At 43.8% G+C, this 22387-nt stretch carries 21 protein-coding genes, 5 pseudogenes and 1 riboswitch; of the genes and pseudogenes, 14 read left to right on the plus strand and 12 right to left on the minus strand.

From position 1 onward, the window contains the following. Window positions 1-56 precede the first annotated feature (56 nt). Window positions 57-1511 carry an aminotransferase-like domain-containing protein gene (locus tag NSQ09_RS11710; protein ID WP_326069341.1) on the plus strand — a complete coding sequence of 485 codons (1455 nt, stop codon included), beginning with the start codon at window positions 57-59 and terminating at the stop codon, window positions 1509-1511. Between the two features lie 7 nt (window positions 1512-1518). Here NSQ09_RS11710 and NSQ09_RS11715 read toward each other — a convergent pair whose 3' ends face one another. Continuing rightward, window positions 1519-2157 carry a pentapeptide repeat-containing protein gene (locus NSQ09_RS11715; protein WP_014479410.1) on the minus strand — a complete coding sequence of 213 codons (639 nt, stop codon included), beginning with the start codon at window positions 2155-2157 and terminating at the stop codon, window positions 1519-1521. A gap of 205 nt (window positions 2158-2362) precedes the next feature. Here NSQ09_RS11715 and NSQ09_RS11720 point away from each other — a divergent pair, with 205 nt between their 5' ends. Beyond that, window positions 2363-3169: an alpha/beta fold hydrolase gene (locus NSQ09_RS11720; RefSeq protein ID WP_017696559.1), complete on the plus strand. Its 807-nt coding sequence runs from the start codon at window positions 2363-2365 to the stop codon at window positions 3167-3169. A gap of 27 nt (window positions 3170-3196) precedes the next feature. On the opposite strand, the gene cysC is transcribed toward NSQ09_RS11720, so the two are convergent. The 3 genes and pseudogenes from cysC to NSQ09_RS11735 form a co-directional block, all read right to left on the minus strand. Continuing rightward, window positions 3197-3796, minus strand: a complete 600-nt coding sequence (gene cysC, locus NSQ09_RS11725; protein WP_017696558.1) for an adenylyl-sulfate kinase — start codon at window positions 3794-3796, stop codon at window positions 3197-3199. Continuing rightward, window positions 3793-4962 (minus strand): annotated as a pseudogene (gene sat / locus NSQ09_RS11730) (sulfate adenylyltransferase). The gene cysC and the pseudogene sat overlap by 4 nt, the downstream one beginning before the upstream one ends. Window positions 4963-5074: 112 nt before the next feature. After that, window positions 5075-5784, minus strand: a pseudogene (locus NSQ09_RS11735) (phosphoadenylyl-sulfate reductase). Window positions 5785-5967: 183 nt separating this feature from the next. Here NSQ09_RS11735 and NSQ09_RS11740 point away from each other — a divergent pair. From NSQ09_RS11740 to NSQ09_RS11790, 11 genes and pseudogenes are all read left to right on the plus strand, one after another. Next, window positions 5968-6654, plus strand: coding sequence for a 2-phosphosulfolactate phosphatase (locus NSQ09_RS11740; protein ID WP_017696557.1), 687 nt, complete (start codon window positions 5968-5970; stop codon window positions 6652-6654). Then, window positions 6651-7316 (plus strand): annotated as a pseudogene (locus NSQ09_RS11745) (phosphosulfolactate synthase); the annotation flags it as partial. The gene NSQ09_RS11740 and the pseudogene NSQ09_RS11745, both read left to right, overlap by 4 nt. Window positions 7317-7369: 53 nt before the next feature. Then, entirely contained in the window at window positions 7370-7849 is a 480-nt protein-coding gene (gene spoVAC / locus NSQ09_RS11750; RefSeq protein ID WP_013352385.1) for a stage V sporulation protein AC, read from the plus strand. Continuing rightward, a complete protein-coding gene (gene spoVAD / locus NSQ09_RS11755; RefSeq protein ID WP_013352386.1) occupies window positions 7849-8868 on the plus strand; it encodes a stage V sporulation protein AD in 1020 nt (339 codons plus the stop codon). The genes spoVAC and spoVAD overlap by 1 nt, the downstream gene beginning before the upstream one ends. Continuing rightward, window positions 8865-9215: a stage V sporulation protein AE gene (gene spoVAE / locus NSQ09_RS11760; protein WP_041332738.1), complete on the plus strand. Its 351-nt coding sequence runs from the start codon at window positions 8865-8867 to the stop codon at window positions 9213-9215. The genes spoVAD and spoVAE overlap by 4 nt, the downstream gene beginning before the upstream one ends. Before the next feature lie 11 nt (window positions 9216-9226). Beyond that, window positions 9227-9433 (plus strand): DUF1657 domain-containing protein, encoded by a 207-nt coding sequence (locus NSQ09_RS11765; RefSeq protein WP_009336483.1) that lies wholly within the window; start codon window positions 9227-9229, stop codon window positions 9431-9433. Window positions 9434-9462: 29 nt separating this feature from the next. After that, a complete protein-coding gene (locus NSQ09_RS11770; RefSeq protein WP_129137575.1) occupies window positions 9463-10323 on the plus strand; it encodes a DUF421 domain-containing protein in 861 nt (286 codons plus the stop codon). Between the two features lie 116 nt (window positions 10324-10439). Next, window positions 10440-10947, plus strand: a pseudogene (locus NSQ09_RS11775) (DUF421 domain-containing protein). Window positions 10948-11299: 352 nt separating this feature from the next. Next, window positions 11300-12793 carry a phospholipase D-like domain-containing protein gene (locus tag NSQ09_RS11780; RefSeq protein WP_017695658.1) on the plus strand — a complete coding sequence of 498 codons (1494 nt, stop codon included), beginning with the start codon at window positions 11300-11302 and terminating at the stop codon, window positions 12791-12793. Window positions 12794-13040: 247 nt separating this feature from the next. Then, window positions 13041-13148 (plus strand): hypothetical protein, encoded by a 108-nt coding sequence (locus NSQ09_RS11785; protein WP_326148513.1) that lies wholly within the window; start codon window positions 13041-13043, stop codon window positions 13146-13148. Then, window positions 13139-13588, plus strand: coding sequence for a DUF421 domain-containing protein (locus NSQ09_RS11790; RefSeq protein ID WP_250634971.1), 450 nt, complete (start codon window positions 13139-13141; stop codon window positions 13586-13588). Before NSQ09_RS11785 ends, NSQ09_RS11790 begins: the two co-directional genes overlap by 10 nt. Window positions 13589-13811: 223 nt before the next feature. Here the strand turns inward: NSQ09_RS11790 and NSQ09_RS11795 are convergent, their stop codons facing one another. The 5 genes from NSQ09_RS11795 to NSQ09_RS11815 form a co-directional block, all read right to left on the minus strand. Then, the gene (locus tag NSQ09_RS11795; RefSeq protein WP_003233041.1) at window positions 13812-15080 is read right to left on the minus strand and encodes an MFS transporter; all 1269 of its coding nucleotides are present in this window, start codon (window positions 15078-15080) and stop codon (window positions 13812-13814) included. Between the two features lie 111 nt (window positions 15081-15191). After that, window positions 15192-16040 carry a GNAT family N-acetyltransferase gene (locus tag NSQ09_RS11800; protein WP_129137576.1) on the minus strand — a complete coding sequence of 283 codons (849 nt, stop codon included), beginning with the start codon at window positions 16038-16040 and terminating at the stop codon, window positions 15192-15194. A 4-nt stretch (window positions 16041-16044) separates the two neighbouring features. Next, the gene (locus NSQ09_RS11805) at window positions 16045-16494 is read right to left on the minus strand and encodes a GNAT family N-acetyltransferase (RefSeq protein ID WP_128473803.1); all 450 of its coding nucleotides are present in this window, start codon (window positions 16492-16494) and stop codon (window positions 16045-16047) included. A 90-nt stretch (window positions 16495-16584) separates the two neighbouring features. Continuing rightward, window positions 16585-18423 carry a bifunctional homocysteine S-methyltransferase/methylenetetrahydrofolate reductase gene (locus tag NSQ09_RS11810; protein ID WP_129137577.1) on the minus strand — a complete coding sequence of 613 codons (1839 nt, stop codon included), beginning with the start codon at window positions 18421-18423 and terminating at the stop codon, window positions 16585-16587. An 89-nt stretch (window positions 18424-18512) separates the two neighbouring features. Continuing rightward, a riboswitch (SAM riboswitch) is annotated at window positions 18513-18630 on the minus strand. Between the two features lie 106 nt (window positions 18631-18736). Continuing rightward, entirely contained in the window at window positions 18737-19228 is a 492-nt protein-coding gene (locus NSQ09_RS11815) for a YajQ family cyclic di-GMP-binding protein (protein WP_014479415.1), read from the minus strand. Between the two features lie 98 nt (window positions 19229-19326). Here NSQ09_RS11815 and NSQ09_RS11820 point away from each other — a divergent pair. Beyond that, window positions 19327-20224: pseudogene (locus NSQ09_RS11820) on the plus strand (CvfB family protein). A 52-nt stretch (window positions 20225-20276) separates the two neighbouring features. On the opposite strand, the gene NSQ09_RS11825 reads toward NSQ09_RS11820, so the two are convergent. Genes NSQ09_RS11825 through NSQ09_RS11835 form a run of 3 tightly spaced genes read right to left on the minus strand, consistent with a single transcriptional unit; the run spans window position 20277 to window position 22302 of the window. Beyond that, entirely contained in the window at window positions 20277-20861 is a 585-nt protein-coding gene (locus NSQ09_RS11825) for a sporulation delaying protein family toxin (protein WP_003244950.1), read from the minus strand. Next, window positions 20858-21781, minus strand: a complete 924-nt coding sequence (locus NSQ09_RS11830; protein ID WP_144453473.1) for a sporulation-delaying protein SdpB family protein — start codon at window positions 21779-21781, stop codon at window positions 20858-20860. Before NSQ09_RS11830 ends, NSQ09_RS11825 begins: the two co-directional genes overlap by 4 nt. Further along, a complete protein-coding gene (locus NSQ09_RS11835; protein ID WP_003245405.1) occupies window positions 21766-22302 on the minus strand; it encodes an SdpA family antimicrobial peptide system protein in 537 nt (178 codons plus the stop codon). The genes NSQ09_RS11830 and NSQ09_RS11835 overlap by 16 nt, the downstream gene beginning before the upstream one ends. Window positions 22303-22387: the final 85 nt, after the last annotated feature.

A 22387-nucleotide genomic window follows, 5' to 3' on the forward strand; every position in this document is an offset into this window, starting at 1 on the left:
AGCCATTTGGTTGGGTTAGAAACCAGCCAAATGTATAATGTGTAAAAAAGGGGGGCATGACCTTGTCGCAATGGCAGCCAAGCCGAAAGTCGGATATTCCGCTGCATCGGCAGATCGAACAATATATGAAAGACAAGATTCTTCACGGAGAGTGGGCTGTAGGGACGAAAATCCCCTCACAGAGAACGCTGGCCGACATGTTTCAAGTCAACCGCAGCACAGTCACAGCAGCTATAGATGAACTCACGTCTCAAGGCTTGTTAGAGGGAAGAAGAGGCGGCGGTACGAAGGTTGTAAACAGTACTTGGAGCGTGCTGGCGGCTGAGCCACCGCTTGATTGGAGCGATTACGTCCGTTCGGGCATTCATCGCGCCAATTCTTCCATCATTCAAGCTATTAATCAGAACGAACCAAGAGCGGATATCATCAGATTAGGAACTGGAGAACTATCACCGGATCTTGTGCCTGCTGACACAATTGGACGGATGTTTCAGCAAATCAATCCGGGCGCCCTGTCTTTAGGATATGAGCAGCCGAAAGGAAACCGTCAGCTGCGGGAGGCAGTGGCCGACCATTTAAAAGGAAAGAAGATCCATGTGTCACCGTCTGCAATTTTAATTGTGTCCGGTGCACTTCAGGCACTTCAGCTCATCTCAATTGGACTTTTAAAACGAGATTCTGTCATTTTGACGGAGAAGCCGTCCTACCTTCAATCCTTGCATGTATTTCAATCAGCTGGGATGCGGCTTCGCGGCTTGCCGATGGATGATGAAGGGGTCAAAGCGGGGCTTGTTTCTTCTAATCGAAAACAATATGGAGGACAGCTGCTTTACACGATTCCGTCGTTTCATAATCCGACAGGCACAGTCATGTCAGAGCAGCGAAGGAAAGAGATCATCAGCCTGTCAAAAAAAGAGCAGCTGCCCATCATTGAGGATGATGCGTACGGTGATTTATGGTTTGAAGAAAAACCTCCGCAGCCGTTGAAAGCAATGGATCATGAGGGCAATATTCTGTATCTGGGCACGTTTTCAAAAACGGTTAGCCCCGGTCTGCGAATCGGCTGGCTTGCCGGTCCGGAGCCGGTTATTGAAAGGCTGGCGGACATTAAAATGCAGACAGACTACGGATCAAGCGGCCTGTCCCAGTGGGCGGCTGCCGAGTGGCTGTCACAGGGGTATTATGAAGAGCATCTGACTTGGGTACGCAGGAAGCTTAAAGAAAGGAGAGACGCCGCCGTTCATTTTCTTGAGCGGTATGCCGGGGACATTGCCACGTGGCGGATTCCCGCAGGCGGCTTTTATATTTGGGTGACATTTCACAAAAACCTGCCTGTCAGCCGTTTCTTTTATGGATTGCTGAAACGGCAGGTGCTTGTGAATCCCGGCTACATTTATGACGGTGAAGACCGAAACAGCATCAGGCTGTCATATTCCTATGCATCTCTTGGAGATTTGGAAACTGGCATTAAAGCGGCAGCTGAAACAGCACGCTGCCTGATGATGTCCTAAGCTTTGGTTATACGATGACAGCTCCCAGTGCCCTGGCGAAGGCAATCGCGTGCTCTGGTGCGATTTTGCAGCCTTTCAATTTGTCGAGGGAGACATGAAGCTGTTCAAAACGGCACGTGCTGATGTCCATGTTTTGAAGGGACGTGCCGGTAAAGCTGGCGCCTTCTAATTCGCATCCGTCAAAGTGTGTCTGCTGGAGCACCGTATTGCTGCATTCACTTTGCATAAGAGCACAGTGATCAAATCGAACTTGTTTCATATTTGAGTACGAAAATGAGCTGAAATGTCCGTGGCATTCCTCGAATGAAACATTTCGCAGCGTTGCTTCCGCCACATTCATTCCAACCATTTTTGACTGCTTAACTGAAGTTCTGTGAATGACAGCCCCGCTGAAATCGGCGTTTGATAAATCACATTTTTCAAAGATCACATCGGTCAGTTCAATATGCCGAAAAGACACATCGATAAAGACGACATTTCTGAATACCGTTTTTTCAACACAGAGTCTTTCGATATCTTCTCCGCAGATGGTACAATCTTCAAACAAATGCATGCTGATTACATCATCCTGCGTCACGGCATCATGAAAATCTGCGGTTTGCAGGTTTTCCGGTATGTTCGGTTTTTGAATTGCGATTTTATTCATGTGATGACATCCTTTGCTGTCCGAAAAACAGAGGCTTCCGGGTTCAATTTAATAGATCGTTAAGGAAATTGATACATATAGTAAATCGTGAAGAGCCTTTTCTTGGTACAGCAGCCCGCTTGTTTTGTAAGCATAAATGGAAAGCTTCCTATACGTCAAGGCGTTTACAGGGCGAAAAAGCCAAAGGGAACAGGAGGAATGCGGAATGGGGCATTACGTCAAAACCGAGGAGCATGTGACACTGTTTGTAGAGGATATCGGACATGGAAGGCCGATCATCTTTTTGCACGGGTGGCCGTTGAATCATAAGATGTTTGAATATCAAATGAATGAGCTTCCGAAAAGGGGATTTCGTTTTATCGGCGTTGATTTGCGGGGATATGGGCAATCTGACCGCCCTTGGGAAGGCTACGATTATGACACGATGGCCGATGATGTGAAAGCAGTCATTTATACGCTGCAGCTTGAGAATGCGATTCTTGCCGGTTTTTCAATGGGCTGCGCCATTGCAATCCGTTATATGGCAAGGCATGAAGGAGCCGATGTTGATAAGCTGATTTTACTGTCTGCGGCGGCCCCCGCGTTTACAAAACGCCCGGGATATCCGTACGGGATGAGGAAGCAGGATATTGACGACATGATTGAACTATTCAAAAGTGATCGGCCAAAAACGCTTGCTGATTTAGGAAAACAGTTTTTTGAGAAAAAAGTGTCTCCAGAGCTTAGACAGTGGTTTCTCAATTTGATGCTGGAGGCCTCCTCCTACGGGACGATCCACTCGGGCATCGCATTAAGAGATGAAGATCTCAGAAAGGAACTTGCTGCAATCAAGGAGCCGACGCTGATCCTGCACGGGAGAAAGGATAGAATTGCGCCGTTTGATTTTGCGAAAGTATTGAAGCGCGGCATCAAACAGTCGGAATTGGTTCCGTTTGCAAACAGCGGGCACGGAGCATTTTATGAGGAAAAAGAGAAGATTAACAGTTTGATTGCGCAGTTCTCCAACTCATAAGAAAAAACCCGACATTGATCGGGTTTTTTATATAATTCCTCTGTTTTGCAGTGCGTTAATGATGAGATCAGCTCCATCGGAAATAGAGGTCTGGTCTGACTCAATGATGAAATCGGGTGAAAGCGGCGCTTCATACGGAGAATCGATCCCGGTGAAATGTTTGATCTTTCCGTTTCGCGCTTTTTTATAAAGCTCTTTTGGATCGCGCTGTTCACAAACATGCAGCGGGCACTTCACATAAATTTCGAAGAACTCACCTTTAGGAAAGAGCGCTCTAACCATGTCCCGATCCTCTCTGAATGGAGAAATAAAAGCCGTTAAAATCATTTGCCCGCTGTCGACAAACAGCTTCGCCACTTCTCCGATCCGGCGGATGTTTTCAATCCTGTCACCAGTCTGAAATCCAAGATCTTTGTTTAAGCCGTGGCGGATACTATCACCGTCAAGCACGTAGCTCTGAATGCCCTTGCGGTAAAGCTTTTCATCGACTGCATTGGCCAGCACCGATTTTCCAGAGCCGGACAAACCTGTAAACCAGAGGACGCAGCTTTTGTGTCCGTTTAAGGACTGTCTGTCAGACTTTGAGATGGCAGCGGGATGCCAAATGATGTTCGGATTGTGTGTCATTGCAATTCCCCGCTGTTTTGCTTGATGGCAACAGGCTGTTGGTGAAGTCCCTTGATCAGCACGGCTGCGACCCCAGGCCGGCTGAATTCTTTAGGCGGCTTTTTGCCTTGGCGGAGAAGCTCTCTCACTTTTGTGCCTGATAAGTGGATGTGGTCTCTTGAGCTGTGCGGACATGTTTTGGAGGTGCCCATGTTTCCGCATTTTCGGCAATAAAAGCTGTGCTCAAAAAACAGCGGCTTGATGCCCAGCTCTTCCTCTGTGAATGATTGAAAAATATTTTGGGCGTCGTATGTTCCATAGTAGCTGCCGACACCCGCGTGATCACGGCCTACAATAAAATGGGTGCAGCCGTAATTTTTTCGGACGAGCGCATGGAAAATCGCTTCCCGCGGACCTGCATAACGCATGGCGGCAGGGAAAACCGATAACATGACACGATCCTTTGGATAATAGTGATTAAGCAAAGCCTGGTAGCTCTCCATTCTGATATCGCTGGGGATATCGTCTGACTTTGTTTCTCCGACAAGCGGGTGAAGCAGCAGACCGTCGACCGTTTCTAACGCTGTTTTTTGAATGTATTCATGCGCTCTGTGAACAGGGTTCCTGGTTTGAAAGCCGACAATCGTCTTCCAGCCGAGTTTTTTAAAGGCGGCTCTTGTTTCAGCGGGCGTTGCATAAAACTGTTCGAAAGATTTGTCAGGCAGGCGGCTGACCGTGATAGGCCCTCCGATATAGTAATCCGGGCGCGCCAGCAATTTTTTTACGCCTGGGTGGGCAGGATCGTTTGTTTTAAAAACAGACAGTGCTTCTTGTGTTTTATCAGGCTGGTATATATCGGTGACTGTGATCATGCCGTAGGTAACACCGTCTTACACAAGCTTGACGTGATCTCCGGCAGACAGCTGTTTTGCTGTTTTTTCTCCGACAGGCAGTGTAATCGGCAGGCTCCACGGCAAGCCGTTTGCCAGCCTCATCTCTTTCACAACGGAATGATAATCTTTTTCTCCCAAAAAACCTGTTAACGGGCTGTATCCGCCGATCGCGATAAGCTCCAGATCACTCAGTGCAAGCTGATCCAGCTCTGCTTGGCACGCGCACCCCTCAAAATGGCATGCGGGATCACAGCGGTTGATTAATACCCCTCCATGGGGTTCGTTTCCATTCAACGTGTTCAACCTCCAATTATACGTTTCCTTGTTTTCTTTGCTGCAGTTAATGAAAGTTTGACATCAGCGCCTCAACATCATTTCGACTCTCACATCAAGAACCTGCCATCCGCTATTCCTGATGCAGGCCGCATTCTGTTTTCTCCCGTCCGGCCCATCTTCCAGCCCTCTCATCGTTCGGGTCCGGGGAAGGCAATGTACACATTTCACAGCCTATGCTCGGGTAATGTTGATCGTGCAGTTTGTTATAAGGCAAATTGTGCAGGCGGATGTACGTCCAAACGTCATCCCATGTCCAGTGGATGAGCGGGCAAATTTTGATGAGCTCAAACTTCTGGTCCAGGTTTACGTATTGAATATGCTTTCTCGTTGGTGACTGATCCCGGCGCAGTCCTGAAATCCAAGCTGTCATGCCGGACAGGTGCTTTTTGAGCGGTTCGATTTTCCGCAATTGGCAGCAGAGTTCGGGTTATGCTTCCACAGCTCTCCGCCGTACTTCGTCCCCTGTTCTGTTAAGCTCAGCTCGGGTTCGAGCATTTGGATTGCAAATCCCGGATTTCGTTCTTTGACGGTCTCGATCAGCTCATATGTTTCCTGAAAATGAAGCCCGGTATCCAAAAAGATGATGTGTGCGTTTTTGTTGATTTTTGATATTAAGTCGAGAAGCACCATTCCTTCTGCGCCAAAGCTGCAGGCGTACACAATCTTTTCTCCGTACGTTCGGTAAGCCCATTTCAACACATCGAGCTCATCGATCAATTGATCCGTTACCTGTTTGGACAGCATGTCGTTCCATGTGTCATATGTGATGGTTTCGTTCAATGTTTTCCCCCGTTTGTATCTGCTTTTTATCTATTGATCGAGTTATAGGCAGACTATTCATTTTTTGCATAAAGGTTCAGGGTTTTTACGTGCCGCGCCCGCCTAAAATGAGGTGCGGAACCATTAAGAGCCCGGCTGAATATGCTTTTTAGCAAAATGGTTTTATGCCCAAGGAGAGGTAGTATGCCGATTGCCATTTATCAGGGGCATCATCATTCGCTTGCACCGGCTGATATTAACATCGTCATTGATGTCATCAGAGCCTTTACGGTCGCCCATTATGCGTTTATTGGCGGGGCGAAAGAGATTTTGTTGGTCCGGACAGCTGATGAAGCCTTTGCGCTGAAAGACACCTATCCGGATTATGTTTTGACGGGAGAGGAAAAGGGGGTCGGTATCAGCGGATTTGATTTAGATAATTCTCCAAAACGTATGGCTGGGCAGAATATGACGGATAAAAGCCTGATCCAGAAAACAACAAACGGCGTCACAGCAGCATTGGGGGCGCTGAACGCAAAGCATCTGTTCGTAACTGGATTTTCCAATGCCAAAACAACGGCACAGCATGTGAAAAAGCTCGCCGCAAACGATTGTGTCATAAACATTGTGGCTTCCCATCCATCCGGTGATGACGATATGGCATGTGCGGAGTATATCAAAGGCATCATTGAAGGGACAAATGCGGTAACGGCTGCGGAGGCGATTCAAAGAATAAAACGCTCTTCTGTTGCGGAGAAGTTTTTTGACAGCCGCCAGCCATTATTTGATTCGGAAGACATCGTTTACTGTACAAAAGAACTGACGGGCGATTTTGTGATGAAAGTGAAACAAGATGGAGAAGTTCCAACGATAGAGAGGGTCATAATATGAATGATTTTTCACTAGAATTGCCAGTGAGAACAAACAAGCCGAGAGAAACCGGGCAGTCCATTTTAATTGATAACGGCTATCCCTTGCAATTTTTCAAAGATGTCATAGCCGGAGCGTCCGACTATATTGATTTTGTAAAATTCGGCTGGGGCACATCATTACTTACGAAAGATCTTGAAGAAAAAATCAGCACACTGAAAGAACATGACATTACATTTTTCTTTGGCGGCACACTGTTCGAAAAGTACGTAAGCCAGAAAAAAGTGAATGAATTTCATCGGTATTGCACCTATTTCGGCTGTGAATATATTGAGATCTCAAACGGTACGCTCCCGATGACAAATAAAGAGAAAGCGGCTTTCATTGCCGATTTTTCTGATGAATTTCTTGTGCTCAGTGAGGTGGGCAGCAAGGATGCGGAATTAGCAAGCCGGCAAAGCTCTGAGGAATGGCTTGAATATATCGTTGAGGATATGGAAGCGGGCGCGGAAAAAGTGATTACAGAAGCCAGAGAAAGCGGAACGGGAGGGATCTGTTCCAGCAGCGGCGATGTCAGGTTTCAAATTGTTGACGACATCATTTCCTCGGATATTGATATCAACAGGCTGATTTTTGAAGCGCCTAACAAAACGCTTCAGCAAGGGTTTATTCAAAAAATCGGGCACAAACTGAAAAGTCTTATGAAGGAACAAACCTAAAGAGGAAGGATCGAGTTATGTCTAACAATCAAAAGAAACAACTTACTCCTGTGCAACAGGAATATCAAAAATTGCAAAAACAACGAGAGATCAAAAGACCGGTTGTTAAAAATTGTATTAAGGCCTTTTTAATCGGTGGACTTATTTGTTTGATTGGTCAGCTTATTTCAGACTTTTACATTTATTATTTCGATTTTACTGAGCAAACGGCCGGAAATCCGACGGTGGGTACGTTAATTTTTATTACAATGCTTCTTACTGGTTTTGGCGTATATGATCGAATGGCCCAATTTGGTGGGGCTGGAACAGCTGTACCTGTAACAGGTTTTGGCAATGCGGTTATATCGCCTGCCATTGAGCATCGAAGCGAAGGATTTGTACTGGGCGTAGGTGGCAACATATTTAAATTAGCGGGGGCGGTTATTTTATTTGGTGTTTTTTCTGCTTTTGTCATTGCCTTAATTAAAACCACTTTAATCCAGTGGGGTGGTTTATAATGCTAGCAGGTCATCGTACATGGATCTTCGAACAAAAGCCTGTCATTATCTCCACTGGAACCGTTGGTGGACCATTTGAAGCCAATGGTGCTATCCCAGATGATTTCGATACTCTTCATGCTGATTTATGGCTTGGGCAGGATTCCTATGAGAAAGCACATAAAATCCTTTTTGAAGAGGCTTGCCAAAAAGCCATGGAAAAAGGGGGCATACAAAAGGATCAAGTTCAATTTATCCTAGCTGGGGACTTAATCAATCAAATCACCCCAACAAGTTTCGCTAGCAGAACGATTGGAGCGCCTTATTTTGGCTTATTCGGTGCTTGCTCTACCTCGATGGAAGGACTGGCTCTAGGTGCTTATATTGTAAATACAAAAGGAGCGAAATATTTGTTAACAGGAGCTTCCAGTCATGATACAGCTGTTGAAAAACAATTTCGGTATCCAACTGAGTATGGTGGACAAAAGCCACCTACGGCACAATGGACGGTTACTGGTGCAGGTGCAGCCCTATTAAGTGATTCTGGGGAAGGACCTCATGTCACATCTGCCACAATTGGTCGTGTAATCGATATGGGATTGACAGATCCATTTAACATGGGAGGAGCTATGGCGCCAGCTGCGGTTGATACCATTGAAGCCCATTTAAAGGAACGAAATGTTGAGCCATCTTATTACGATTTAATTGTAACCGGTGACCTTGGCCAAATCGGACAGGAAGTGTCCATGGATCTATTTAAAAAGCATGGAACTCCTATTAGTGAAGAACAATACCAAGATTGTGGCCTTATGATTTATCGGGAAGGACAACCTGTTCTTGCAGGGGCAAGCGGTGCTGGCTGTTCAGCAACGGTAGTTTATGGGCATTTATTAAACCGCATGAAAAATGGTGAATTTAAACGCATGTTAGTTGTGGCTACAGGTGCTTTGCTTTCACCGTTGTCCTTTCAGCAAAATGAAACAATTCCTTGTATCGCCCATGCAGTGTCAATTGAATACGGAGGTGAACAATTAACATGATCTATTTTTGGGCTTTTGTCGTAGGCGGTTTAATTTGTATCATTGGGCAAATTATGTTTGATGTATTTAAATTGACACCAGGTCATACCTTAAGTGCTCTTGTAGTGATTGGGGCGCTTTTAGATGGATTTGGACTATACGAGCCTTTGATTGATTTTGCTGGGGCAGGGGCTACCGTTCCGATTACAAATTTTGGGAATTCACTTGTTCATGGTGCGGTGCAGGAAGCAGAAAAACATGGGTTAGTTGGTGTACTGACAGGAATGTTTGAAGTAACTAGTTCTGGTATTACAGCTTCCATTGTTTTCGGCATGATAGGAGCTTTAATTTTTAAGCCAAAAGGATAAGGAGAATTAGGATGACAGTAGGATCAGATGTTAAACAGTGTTTTGCCAGTCTAAAAGGGGTAGAAGCAAGTCTCTCAAGTTTAGCATTACGGACTCTTGATGATGAATCGAAGCGAACTTTGCATGAGGCTATGATGGTAGTACACGAAGTAACAAAAGATTTAAAAAAAAGAGTAGGAGAACTAGAAGGAGAGGAACTTCAGTACAAAGGTTTCTAGAAAAACTATATTTACAGGAGGTGTAAGCAGTGCCTGAATGGTTAGATATAGCTGTACGCTCAGCATTATTTGTTGCTCTTTTATTTTTCGTTACAAAATGGTTAGGGAAAAAGCAAATTTCCGAACTAACTTTCTTTGAATATGTCACCGGTATTTCTATTGGGAATATTGGTGCAGAAGTAACTATAGGACTTGAACGGAACATTTTTCACGGAATTATTGGAATTGTCATTTTTGCGGCTATTCCCTTTTTCGCTGGTTTAATTTCATTAAAAAGTAAACGTTTTCGCAATTTTATAGAAGGAAAAGCAACTGTATTTATCAAAGATGGGAAGATTATGGAAGATAATTTAAAAAAGGAAAGATATACGACAGATGAACTGTTAGATCTCCTTCGCAAGAAGGATGTCTTTCAAGTCTCTGATGTAGAATTTGCTGTTTTAGAGGCAACAGGTGATTTATCTGTGATGCTAAAGAAAGAAAATCAACCTTTAACAGCAAAGGATATAAACTTGAAGGTTGCTTCAATCAAGGAGCCTCAGACCATTATTATGGATGGTACAATAATGGATGAACCACTAGCCACGATTGGACGAAGTCGGGCTTGGCTACAAACTGAATTAGAAAAACTAGGGGTAACGATTGAAAATGTATTTCTGGGACAGGTTAATTCTTACGGAGAGTTAACGATTGATCTGTTTGACGATAAATTACAAGTCGCACCCCCACAAGAAAGACCCTTAATTCTTTCAACCTTGAAAAAATGTCAAGCAGACTTAGAACTATTTGCTCTTGGAACGGAATCAAAAGACGCCAAACAAATGTATAGGTTAAACAGTGAAAAATTACAAGAAGCCATTGATAAAGTGACCCCTATTTTAAAAGGATAAGGATTTAGCTTAGATTCATACATGACGAAAAAAAGATACCATTTTTAATTGAAATAAGTTTAAAAACCTTAGTCCAATTTCGGACTAAGGTGAATTTTTTTTACGAGGTGTTAGAAGTGTCTATTTTTTTAGTTAAAGTTATTTTTATCTATATTGTGTTTATTGTAGCAGTAAATATTTTAGGGAAATCAGCTCTAGCCCAACTTACCCCTCATGATTTTGGAGCGATTCTTTTTTTATCTTAATCGAAAGTTAAAGGAAAGTAGATATCCTTTACCTGAGCTGTTGTCTAATTTAAGAACAACAGGATATCCGGATATTCACGATAATGAATATGCGATTTTGGAAGCAACAGGTGAAATTAGCATTTTTCCAAGAAAAGAATTAGTTCCTATTACTCCAAAAGATTTACATATGAAAGTGGAATACCGCGGATTACCCATAGCCGTTGTCATTGAAGGGAAAGTGCAAAAGCGTAAATTAAAATTTATCAACAAAAATGAAAAGTGGTTAAAGGAAGAACTAAAGGCAAAGGGATATCTTCAAATCAAAGATTTTTTTTATGCTGCTGTTAGAGATACCGATCATTCATTAACCATTAACAAAAAAGATGTTAACGACTAATTTTAAGACGATTTCCTCCCAATATAAATTAATGTTTTCTCTTATTTACTTCTTATTGCATTTACCACTTTCATTTTCCAAATTTATAAAAAATTATACCTATATTTAGGAATTTACCAGATGGTAATTTTCAAAATCACTAAGTCTCTAGTTAGGACAGTGCCCAGATCATTACGCCTTTCTTGATGTCAGAACTTTCCCAACCTTAATTCTCTTTTTTTCGTTCTTAATATCTTATACAAGTTCTTATAAAGGTAGTCCATAATATATAACAGACAATCCCTTCATATTCCATACGTATACTGGTTACATAGTTTGTACATGTTAAGAGTAACAGAAGGAGGGATTCCAGTTGGAGTGGATTTTTTATCTATACCTGTTAAATACGTTCTTTATCTTATTCATAGCAATTTGGGAAGTTCGTCGGCCTGCCAAGGCTTTGAATTGGATAATAATCGTCCTTTTTTTACCTGTCATTGGTTTCTGGCTATATCTTAGCATATCAAATCCTAAGTTTATTCATCGAAAAAGATTGACCTGTTCTAAAAATGAATCTAACAAATTACCTGAGACATTCGGTGCTTCAGCATCGGTAATTGCCAATGCTTTACGGCATTTCACTGTGAATGGGCTTCGAATGGGCCAAGTCCAAGTGTTTAACAATGGGATAGCAAAATATGATCAACTCCTTGTATCCCTGCAAAAAGCCCAAGAAACCATTGATCTGGAATATTTCATCTATCGGAACGACCAAATTGGTAATCGAATCACAGAACTGCTAATCGAAAAAGCATTAAATGGAGTGCAGGTTCGTTTTATGAGAGATAGCTTGGGGAGTTATAAATTCCCGCGTGAAAAAATCCGGCAGATGGTTGAAGCAGGGATAGAATGCAGGACAATATTTCCTCTGCGATTTCCCTGGATTTTGTCCAATTGGAATTATCGGGATCATTGTAAGATTGTGACGATTGACAGAAAGGAATCCTTTACTGGCGGTATGAACGTTGGGTATGAATATACAGGATTAAAGCCAGACGTAGGATTTTGGAGGGACACTCATTTGCAAATTATAGGGGAAGCAACAGGCGACTTGCAGACTGTTTTTGATGTTCATTGGGAAATCGCTGTGCCGGAAAGGATAAAATCAAAAACAAATTTGAAAACAAAATCAGAGGTAACGAAAATCAATTCAATCGGCAGAGCAGATCATTCCAAATGGTCAGCCGAATTGGGATCAGAGTTGAGCACCCTTGATGATAAAGAAATGGACATATCCGGAAAAACTAGGACATTGCATAAAGCGTATATCCATACGTTGGAAGGAAACCCTGGAATTCCTACCCCAGTCATTCGGCAAGCTTACTTTATATGTATAACACAGGCGACCAAGACTATTGATTTAACAACACCCTATTTTGTACCAGAAACGGATATTATCATGGCATTAAAGACAGCAGTAACTCGTGGTGTCCGTGTAAGATTGCTGGTTCCTCGCCACAATAATCAAAAAATCGTGGGTCTTGCAAGCCGTACTTATTACGGAGAACTTATAGAAGCTGGAGTTCAAATCTACCAGTACGACAAAGGAATGATACATGCGAAGGTGTTGACCATCGATGAGGAGATTGCTGCCGTAGGCTCAGCAAACTATGATATGAGAAGTTTTCGCCTGAATTATGAGGTGTGTCAAGTCGTGTACAGTGCTGATGTGGCAAGGGAACTCACAGAGCAGTTCGAGAGGGATCTTACTGATTCTGTACCATTAAGAATTGAAGACTTGGTGCAACGATCCCTGACCGAGCGCATTGTTGAACAAGGTGCTCGCGTGCTTTCTCCATTATTATAAGTTGAAAAAACCGGTATTATTTATCTTTCTGATTTTAATTAGCTTACATGTTGTAATATAAATATTTTAAAACATGAGGATTTTTGAAATCGAGTGAAATATAAAATGGAGGAATAAATTTTGGGTGAAGTTTTTTTGGGTTTACTGACAATCAAAGTCATAGTAGGTTTTGCAACTTTATTTTTTATCATTATCATAACAGGCAGAACATCCATCTATCAGTTAAACCCCGTTTCACTTAGTTTTTGTGTTAGTACTTGGAGATTTTTTAGGAAATAACATTTATGAAGATAAGGTAGGGATTTTTCATTTTTTATATGCCATCGGATTGTGGACGTTTCTTATGTGGGAATAGAGTTTATGACTCTAAAAAATAAATCGACACGTTCTCTCTTATTAGGCAATCCTAACATCATCATTCGAGATGGTGTTATGGACAGAAAGTTACTTGCAAAGAACAAATTGGATGTAAATCAAGTATTGAGTATACTCCGTCAAAATAATGTCTTTTCAGTTCGCGAAGTCAAATACGGTATATTGGAAGCTAATGGGCAAATAAGTTTATTATTAAAATCCAAGTATCAAAAACCAGATCTCAATCTTCCAGAAAGTCCAGTAGACCTCCCAACATCGTTAATTATAGATGGGGAAATTTTATGGGATAATTTACATGAACTCAGATTTGATCAACAGTGGTTAGATAACCAATTAACTACCAATGGATATGATAATGTAAAGCGTATACTTTACGCAGATTGGCGAGAGAGTGAAGGCATACATGTAAGTCCTAAATAAAATTTGTTAGGATAAGAGCACATCAATTTTCTTGGTGAATATAAACTTTAGTCTTCAACAATCAGGCGCTTTAATGAAGTAACTAAAGCCTAATTTTTCACTTATAACACCGAGAAATTAGACTTTTTATATTTTGGTTTCCTTAACGTTGTAAATCCGCATTTTCCTGACGCTACCCCAAATAGCGGAAAGGTTTCAATCCGTACAATTTTCACACTGGGTGCTACCTTTCCTCAGCGGGCTGGAGTCGATTGCCAGCCATTTTAGGGTCTTCTTTTTCTTTTGTTTCTTCATTGTTTTGCTTCACATGGATGAGCATCATCACAAGAATCCCGACAACGAGAGTCAATCCCGCGATACTTAAAAACATGCCGGGTCTGGACCATTGCATCAGGCGGCCGAAAATCGGAGGACCGATCGCTACCCCTAAGAAACGTACAGAGCCGTACAGCGAGGTCACAAATCCCCGTCTTTCTTTGCCGACAGCCCCGGTAATAAAACTGTTCACACAAGGAAGGACAAGACCTGAGCCTATACTGCTCAGTACAAGAACACTGATAAAAAGGACAAGATTTTCAATGAATGACAGTGCCGCGTAGGATACGGTCATGAACGCCAATCCAAGTACGATCAGCTTTTTCATTAACGATTGCTTTTGCCCGATTTTGCTTCCTGTTGTATAGGACGTCACACACATAACCAAAAGCGGAATCGCTAAAATCAAGCCTTTTTTCACGCCGTCGGTGTCGTATGTTTTTTCAAGAACATCTGAGAGATAAAACAGGATGCCGAATAAAGTAAACAAACAGGTCGCACCGGCTAAATAAGCGGTAAACAGCCATCTGCCTTCATGTTTAAAGACACTTAACAGCCCTTTTGCATATTTTCCGATTGGTGGCGGTTCTTTTTCCTTTTTCTTTTCTTTAATAAAAATCCAAGTCAGTACGATCGAAATGATACAAAACACAGGAAAGGCAAAAAACGCGCCATACCAGACAAGCAGGGCGATCAGCGAGCCAATGATCGGCGATAGCACTTTCCCCATGCCGTTTGAAGCTTCAACAAGGCCGAGCACCTTGCTCTCCTGGGCGCCTTTAAACAGATCTCCCGTCAGTGCCATGGCAATTGGGCCGGTTCCGGCTGCCCCGATTCCCTGTAACGCTCGTCCTGCCATGACCCAAGGGTATGCATTGTCAAAAAAACCTGCCGCAAACCCGGCTAACAAACCGCCGGCACCATACAAAATTAAGCAGGGAATAATGATGACTTTCCTTGAGAATCGGTCTGCGAGATAACCGACAATCGGAATCGCAAATGCTGCAATCAAGGAAAATACTGTGATCACGAGACTGACTTGAAATTGTGATAAATGAAGTTCAGATTTCATTTTTGGCAAAATCGGAATAAGCATCGAGTTTCCTAGGGTTAATATTAAAGGGATTGAACCGATTGCTACAATCGTCATTCCGTTATTTTGTTTTGATGATTCCATCTCAGAGCACACTCCTTTTCTTCTGCTTAGAATGTCCCTGATGGCTTCGTTTATTCAGCGATCAGACAGCAAAAAACCGAACAGAAGATACCTGTTCGGGAAAAAAGAGGGTTAACCGAGAGCCTGTGAAATCAAAGCATATAAGTGTCCATTTTGAATAGGCGCTTTTTTCTGATAGAACAAAAGCGGAGGTTCATCATCTTTAAGAAATCCCATTTCTATCAGGCTGTCATGCAGAGACGTGTGTTCACTCGGTATATCAATTCGCATCGGCCCTTGTTTGCCGGCCGCCAGCCTGTTAATTATCTGTGCTGCAACATCTGAGGATGGAGCGATGATGGGGCCGAATTTCAAATTGGCCGGTGTCTGTACAGAAAGTCCGTAGCCAATTAGCTGTCCGTCCTGATTTCGGGCGATGATACATTCGCATGAAGCAGAAATAAGCTGCTGCAAAAGGTTTGATCGATCTCCGCCAAAGGCAGCCAGATCCGCCGCGGTTAAGTCGTGAAAGTCTTGTTCTCTAAAGGATGTCAGTTCAGCATCAAGCTTTTTTGTATAAGGTTGAAAACTGTGACAGCTGTACTTTCGCACTGAACCAGCCGTATGAAAACCTGCTTTTTCATAAAGCGGCAAACCTTCTTTTGTGGCGCAAAGCCTGATGGCGGTGTTTTCATCCGTTTGGGTGATACAGGCGTTTACCATACGCCGGCCGAGACCGAGCCGTTGATATTCCTTGTCAACGATAACGAGGCCGATAGAAGCAAGACGGCCAAACAAAAACAAGCCGATGCAGGAAATAATATCACCGCTGACATTTTGATAGCCGAAAAAGCATCCTTGCTGGACAAGCAGTGCCAGCTCTTGTTCGCCGTAATCCGGCCACCCGGCTTGCCTGCAAAGCCGCAATAAGCCGGAAACATGTTCTTCATGAAGCTCAATCAGCTCATCCACTACATCCATAAGATCAACTGCTTGTTCCTAGTGTTTTGTACATGACAATATGTGTGCCTATGCCGGGAATCTCAAACGGTTCGCCGAGTTCTTCCCACCCAAGTTTTGAATAGTAGCCTTTCACATGGCTTCTGGCATTGCACCAGACCGCCTGAACGCCGTTCTCCGCCAGTTTCTCTTCCGCGTGTTTGATCAGCGTGCTCCCGCCTTTTTGATCGCGATATCCTACAAGCGTTGCCATGCCTCTCAGCCGATATGCTGGGGATTCTGTTATTAATGGCTGAATTTGCGGGGAAAAAGAGGCGATGCTGATCAGCTTTCCTTCAAAAAACGCGCCGAGATGAAAGGAGCCTTTTGCATGATCCTCTTCATATTTGCATTGTTCAATGGATTGATGGGGACGCAGAATGCGGTGCCGGATTTCATACGTATCTTCCGCGGAAATGGTTTTGACTTCGAGCATAATGTTCCTCCTCATGACTGTTTTTCTATATCGTAACACGAATCCCGTTGAAAAAGACCGCCCGATTGGATCAGACAGTCTTTTAAGGGATTAATGCAAAAAGATATTTTGGCGCTGCTCATCTTTTTGCTGAATATATGAAGTAAGCTCAGCGGTTAAGTCAGATCTGAGGAAAGGCGTTATCAAGTAGATGCCGTTAAACAGCTCGCATGCCGTATCCAGCAGGGAGCGTGCAATCGCAAGGCCTTCCGCCTTTTGTTTTTCTTTATCTTCACCGGCACGGGCCATTTTTTCGCGAATCGTATCAGACAGCTTAATGCCGGGAATTTCATTATGGATGAATTCGGCATTCCGGCTGCTTGTCAGCGGCATGATGCCGATATAGACCGGCGTCTTCAGATGTTTTGTTTCGTTATGGATATCGACAAGCTGCTGCTCGGAATAGACAGGCTGAGAAACAAAATAATCTGCGCCGCAATCTATTTTTTTCTCAAGCCGTTTTACCGCTTTATCCAGATGGCGGACGTTAGGATTAAATGCGGCGGCAACTGAGAAATTCGTTTTCTTTCCGAGCGATTTTCCAGATAGAGACAGACCTTCATTGAATTGTTTGATCAGCCTGATTAAATCAAAAGATGTTAAATCATATACAGACGTCGCACCAGGAAAATCCCCGATTTTAGAAGGGTCACCTGTAATCGCAAGCACGTCATTCAGCCCTAACGTATCAAGGCCCATTAAATGTGACTGTAAGCCGATAATGTTACGGTCACGGCACGTAATATGGACAAGTGAACGCATATCGAGCTGCTGCTTGACAAGGGCGCCGCAGGCAACATTGCTGATCCGCGGGGTCGCCAGAGAATTGTCGGCGAGTGTCAGGGCATCGATTCCCGCTTCTTTTAATTCAGCAGCCGCCGATAGAAATTTGTCAAAGCTTAGTTTTTTCGGCGGGTCCAGTTCTACGATAATAGAGCGTTTTTTGGCCGCGATCTCATCCAGACCGGGCTCGGTTCGCTCGTGATGAACAGAAATGAATTCTTTTGCCCGGGTTTTGACTTCTTTTTCTGTAATCGGAGCCAGCCCGCCAACCGCTTCCGCCATCGCCCTGATGTGATTCGGCGTTGTGCCGCAGCAGCCGCCGATAATCCGCGCACCTTGCTTACGGAATTCTGACGCGCTGTTTTGAAAATACGTGTCGTCTGTTTCATAGACGAGCCGTCCCTCTTCAAGCGAAGGAAGGCTGCTGTTCGGATAAACGGATAAGAATACGTCATCAAAAATCGGCACTTCCCTGAGCGCTTCAATCATGTGATAAGGGCCGAGGCGGCAGTTAATGCCGACAATATCAGCTCCGAGATCCGCAATCGATCGCAATGCGTCAGAAAGCGGCGTTCCGTCCTGCAATACGCCTTGCTCGTGCATGGAGACATTGAGCATAATCGGAAGATCAGTCTCTTTGCGCGCGATTTTCAGCACTTCACGGGCTTCTTCCAAATCATAATATGTTTCTAACAGCAAGCCATCCGGCTCTTCATGCAGCAGCAGGTACAGCTGCTCGCGGAAGCTGCGCTTAATTTCGTCTAGACTGTACGCATTTTTATTAAATGTGCGTATGCCGCCCATCGTTCCAAGCACGTATGCATCGCCTGCTGAAGCCCGCGCGATCTTTACGGCCTCCTGATTCATTTTTTTGATGTCATCCTCAAGCCCGTGTCTGGATAATTTAATATAGTTGGCCCCGTACGTATTCGTTTGAATAATGTTGGCTCCCGCTTCAACGTACGCTTTATGTATGCGCTGAATTTCCTCCGGCTTTGAAATATTGAGTTCCTCAAAACACCTGTCAATGCCATAGGAGTAGAGGAGCGTCCCCATGGCGCCGTCACCGATTAACACCTGTCTTTGCAAATCTTCTAAAAGTCCCATTGTCTGCCTCCTTTATTCACATCAGCAAGGAAAAAAGAGAAATAAAAAAAGTCCTCTTAAGAAGAAGACTTTGTCAGTGATTTTGTCTCTTCTTATCTTCCAAGCTGTTCGAGCTTGCTGGATTTAGCACCTTGGTCATGGCTGATCGCCATTACACCGGTTGCTGAAGCTTCGTCGGGCCAGTCCCTCTGCTTCTCTTGATAAGAACGGATATGAAATTTTCGTGTCAGGAAGTGCCAAAAGATACCTGGCGTTTTTCCCTTTCTCCAAATTTACCGAAAATAAAGACAATAATCAATAGGAATCAGAAAATTTATCTGAAATTTATAAATTGAACGTCAATTGGCAGATCTGCTCCCCGCACAGCTGAGATAATCTGCTGCAGGTCATCTTTGTTTTTTCCGGTGACACGCACTTGATCATCCTGCACCTGAGACTTTACTTTCAGTCCGGAGTTTTTGATGATCGTATTGATTTTTTTTGCGTTGTCCTTGTCAATGCCTTGAACAAGCTTTGCGCGCTGGCGCACCGTTCCGCCTGACGCGTTTTCAACCTTGCCGTACTCAATGTTTTTTGTCGGTACGTTTCGTTTAATCAATTTGCTGACCAGCACATCTTTCAGCTGGCTTAATTTGAATTCGTCATCGGAAACGAGGACCAGCTCCTCTTTATCTAAAGAAATGTCGCTTTTGCTGCCTTTAAAGTCATATCGGGTACTGATTTCCTTCAGTGCGATTTGGATTGCGTTTTGCACTTCAGGCAATTCCACCTTGGATACAATATCAAATGAGCTTTCTTTTGCCATATGAAAACCTCCATAACATTTAACTTATGTGTTGATTATAGTAGAATAAAGAGAAACTTCCAACAGAACAAAGAATCAATTTGTGATGATTGGAAAAAATGTTAACAAAATCCGCAGAGGAATAGGCGGAACAGGAAGGACGATAGCATGAGACCAGGGCAGCAATTAACCTTGAGTATAGATCACCAAACCGACTTCGGTTACTTTTTAACCGATGGGGAAGATACGATTCTCTTACATAACAGTGAAATGACTGAGGATATCGGGGACAGAGACGAAGTAGAAGTCTTTATATACGTCGACCAGCAGGAAAGGCTTGCGGCCACGATGAAAATTCCGGTCATCAGCGCGGATGAATATGGCTGGGTTGAAGTGGTGGATAAAGTGGAAGATATGGGCGTTTTCGTTGATGTCGGTTTATCGAAGGACGCACTAGTCGCAACTGAGCATTTGCCGCCGTATGAAGATGTCTGGCCGCAAAAAGGGGACAAACTTTACTGTATGCTGAAGGTGACGAACCGGGGGCGCATGTTTGCGAAACCAGCGCCGGAAGATATCATCAGCGAACTGTTTACCGACGCTTCAGAAGATCTGATGAATAAAGAGCTGACAGGTACGGTGTACAGGCTGATCGCATCGGGTTCATTCGTGATCACGGATGACGGTATCCGCTGTTTTATTCACCCGTCAGAAAGAAAAGAGGAGCCAAGACTGGGTTCAAAAGTCACAGGCCGGGTGATTCAAGTGAAAGAAGACGGTTCAGTCAACTTGTCGCTGCTTCCGAGAAAACAGGATGCAATGTCTGTTGATGCTGAGTGCATTCTAACGTATATGAGAATGAGAAACGGTGCCATGCCGTACAGTGACAAAAGCCAGCCTGACGATATCAGAGAACGTTTTAATATGAGCAAAGCCGCCTTTAAACGCGCGCTGGGCCATTTGATGAAAAACGGAAAAGTGTATCAGGAAAATGGATGGACATACGAGAAAAAATAGCATGAAAACGGCTCGCCTGCAGCAGACTGCGGAGCGAGCCGTTTTTTTATGTCTAGTTTAATTCATCAACCAGCGTTCTGATTGCCATTTCGCGATCCACATTGTCTGAAATCGCAATCGGCGTAATATCAATGGCGAGAATGATCAGAATCAGGGCACCTGCTGCAGCAACATAAGAAACATAATAGAAATAGTTAGCGGTATCAACAGTGTTGACAAGCTCGGCCTGAACTCTGGATGTATCATCCTTGGAAGCGGCGATTTCCTTTGCAGCTTCTACTTTTTCTTCAACGATTTGACCTGCTTTTTTCAGCAGTTCATCCACTTTCAATGCATCTTTGCTGTAAACAGCTTTCTTCAGGTTATCAAAAAAGTCAGCATCCTCTTTTTTAATATCAGCGACAACCTGATTGGCAAAAGCCTTTGCCTGTTTTGTGTTGAGTTTGTCTGTCATCGCTTTATTAAAGACCTCTGGAAGCTGTTTGCCAACTTCCCCTTGGGCAAACACAAAGCCTTTGAAAATTTCCTCACCTGAATACTCAAGCTGCTTTGCCTGTGCCACACTTTCTTGCTGCTTTACCAAAAACACAGTCGTCACCAATACAACCGACAAAAAAACTAGAAACGCCTTCTTCAAACTGAAACCTCTCCCTTCTTGTGTTTTTTATTCCACAACAGTCTGCGAATATATGTAAATTGAATCGTGGAATCGATAGGAGTGAGATACAATATCAAAATGCCGGCCATGATAATGGAAAAACTGATAAGGCCCAGCATGACTGCAAAAATCTCATGCATAAAAACAGCGATAATCAAAATCAATCTCCAATGCTTCTTCGGCGCAAACAGCGCCGCGAAGATGACAATTTGAACCAGCAGCGTTCCCCATGTCGGAATCACCACGAACGGACTTGTTACAATTGGCTTCGTTAACGCCTGAAAAAAGCCGTTGAAGCCTATGGTTTTTTCCTGGGCGAAATAATAGACGGCCGTTCCGTCCACCCATTCCTGCTGAGACAGCTTAGCGACGGTAGAGTGAAAATAAAGCACCGCCACTTGGATTCTGATCACAAAATAAGAAATAAAAGCTGTTATTTTTCCAAGTGTTCTTTTGCCCTCTATAGGTCTCGTACTCCAATGCCATTTTCTCGGATCGGTCAGCGTGATGGGAAGCAATAAAAAGGTCATGACGGCTGCTGCCTGCTCGCCTCCGTCGATGACGATCAGAGATGACTGCAGGCTGTAACTGACATGCAGAACCCCGGTGATTCTGGGGCGCCAGCCAATGACAACAAGCACCAGAATGACAATGCAGACCCACCTGAAAAGATTTAACATCATATAGTTATTTTCGCCGAGGCAAAAGAGACTGAGATTCATTTTACAAGCTGGATAGCTGCTGATCCCGCTGGCTGGCTTCATAATGAGGCTCGGGTGATTGATGAGCAGCGTCAGCAGGCTGGATAGCGCAATGATGCTTCGCGCGAGACCGTATACATTTGTCCACGGGTTTCTTTCGTCCCATCTGGTGATGGTCTGTTTTATGTTTTCGAGCATGAGATCACAACCTTGACTATGCTTTTTACCTGATAAGACGAAGGGGTGTATTTAGAATAGCTCCAAGGAACAATATCCTCTTTCGTCAAATAGTAGCTGCCACAAAGCAGCGGGCGGGGAGCGGGTGTTTTTAATTGCACGGTTTTGGCTTTGCTTTTGCATGCGCCGAGGTCCTTTTCTTTACATGCTGTCCACTGTTCCTTGCCGACTTGGCTGTAGATCACGCCCATTTCAACGCCTTGTGACCGCCCATACCGATACAGGCCGAATAGGTTGTCAGCCCTCATATTGGGCCATCTGACCTTGGCGCTGGCATTTTCAGCCTCATATAAGCCGATTGCAGTATCACGCGGGTTTTTGCTAAAAAAGCCCCAGCCCTGAGGGAGGATGCTGGACATGAGAAATTTGGAGTCCTTTGTCAGCGGAATCGGGGTTGTCCCTAAGCTGCCAATAATAGAAAACAGAAATAGCGAACCCCAAAGGATTGAGAAAATGACAAAAAATGATATCGATTTCTGCATTCGACTGCTCCTTTTAACCTGAAGAATCGTTTTTACACTTTTCATAATATAAAAACATTTATGTAATAAAAAGGTTAAAAAGTAT

Origin of the sequence: Bacillus sp. FSL W8-1202 (genome assembly GCF_038006165.1) — a bacterium.
GTDB classification, from domain to species: domain Bacteria; phylum Bacillota; class Bacilli; order Bacillales; family Bacillaceae; genus Bacillus; species Bacillus subtilis.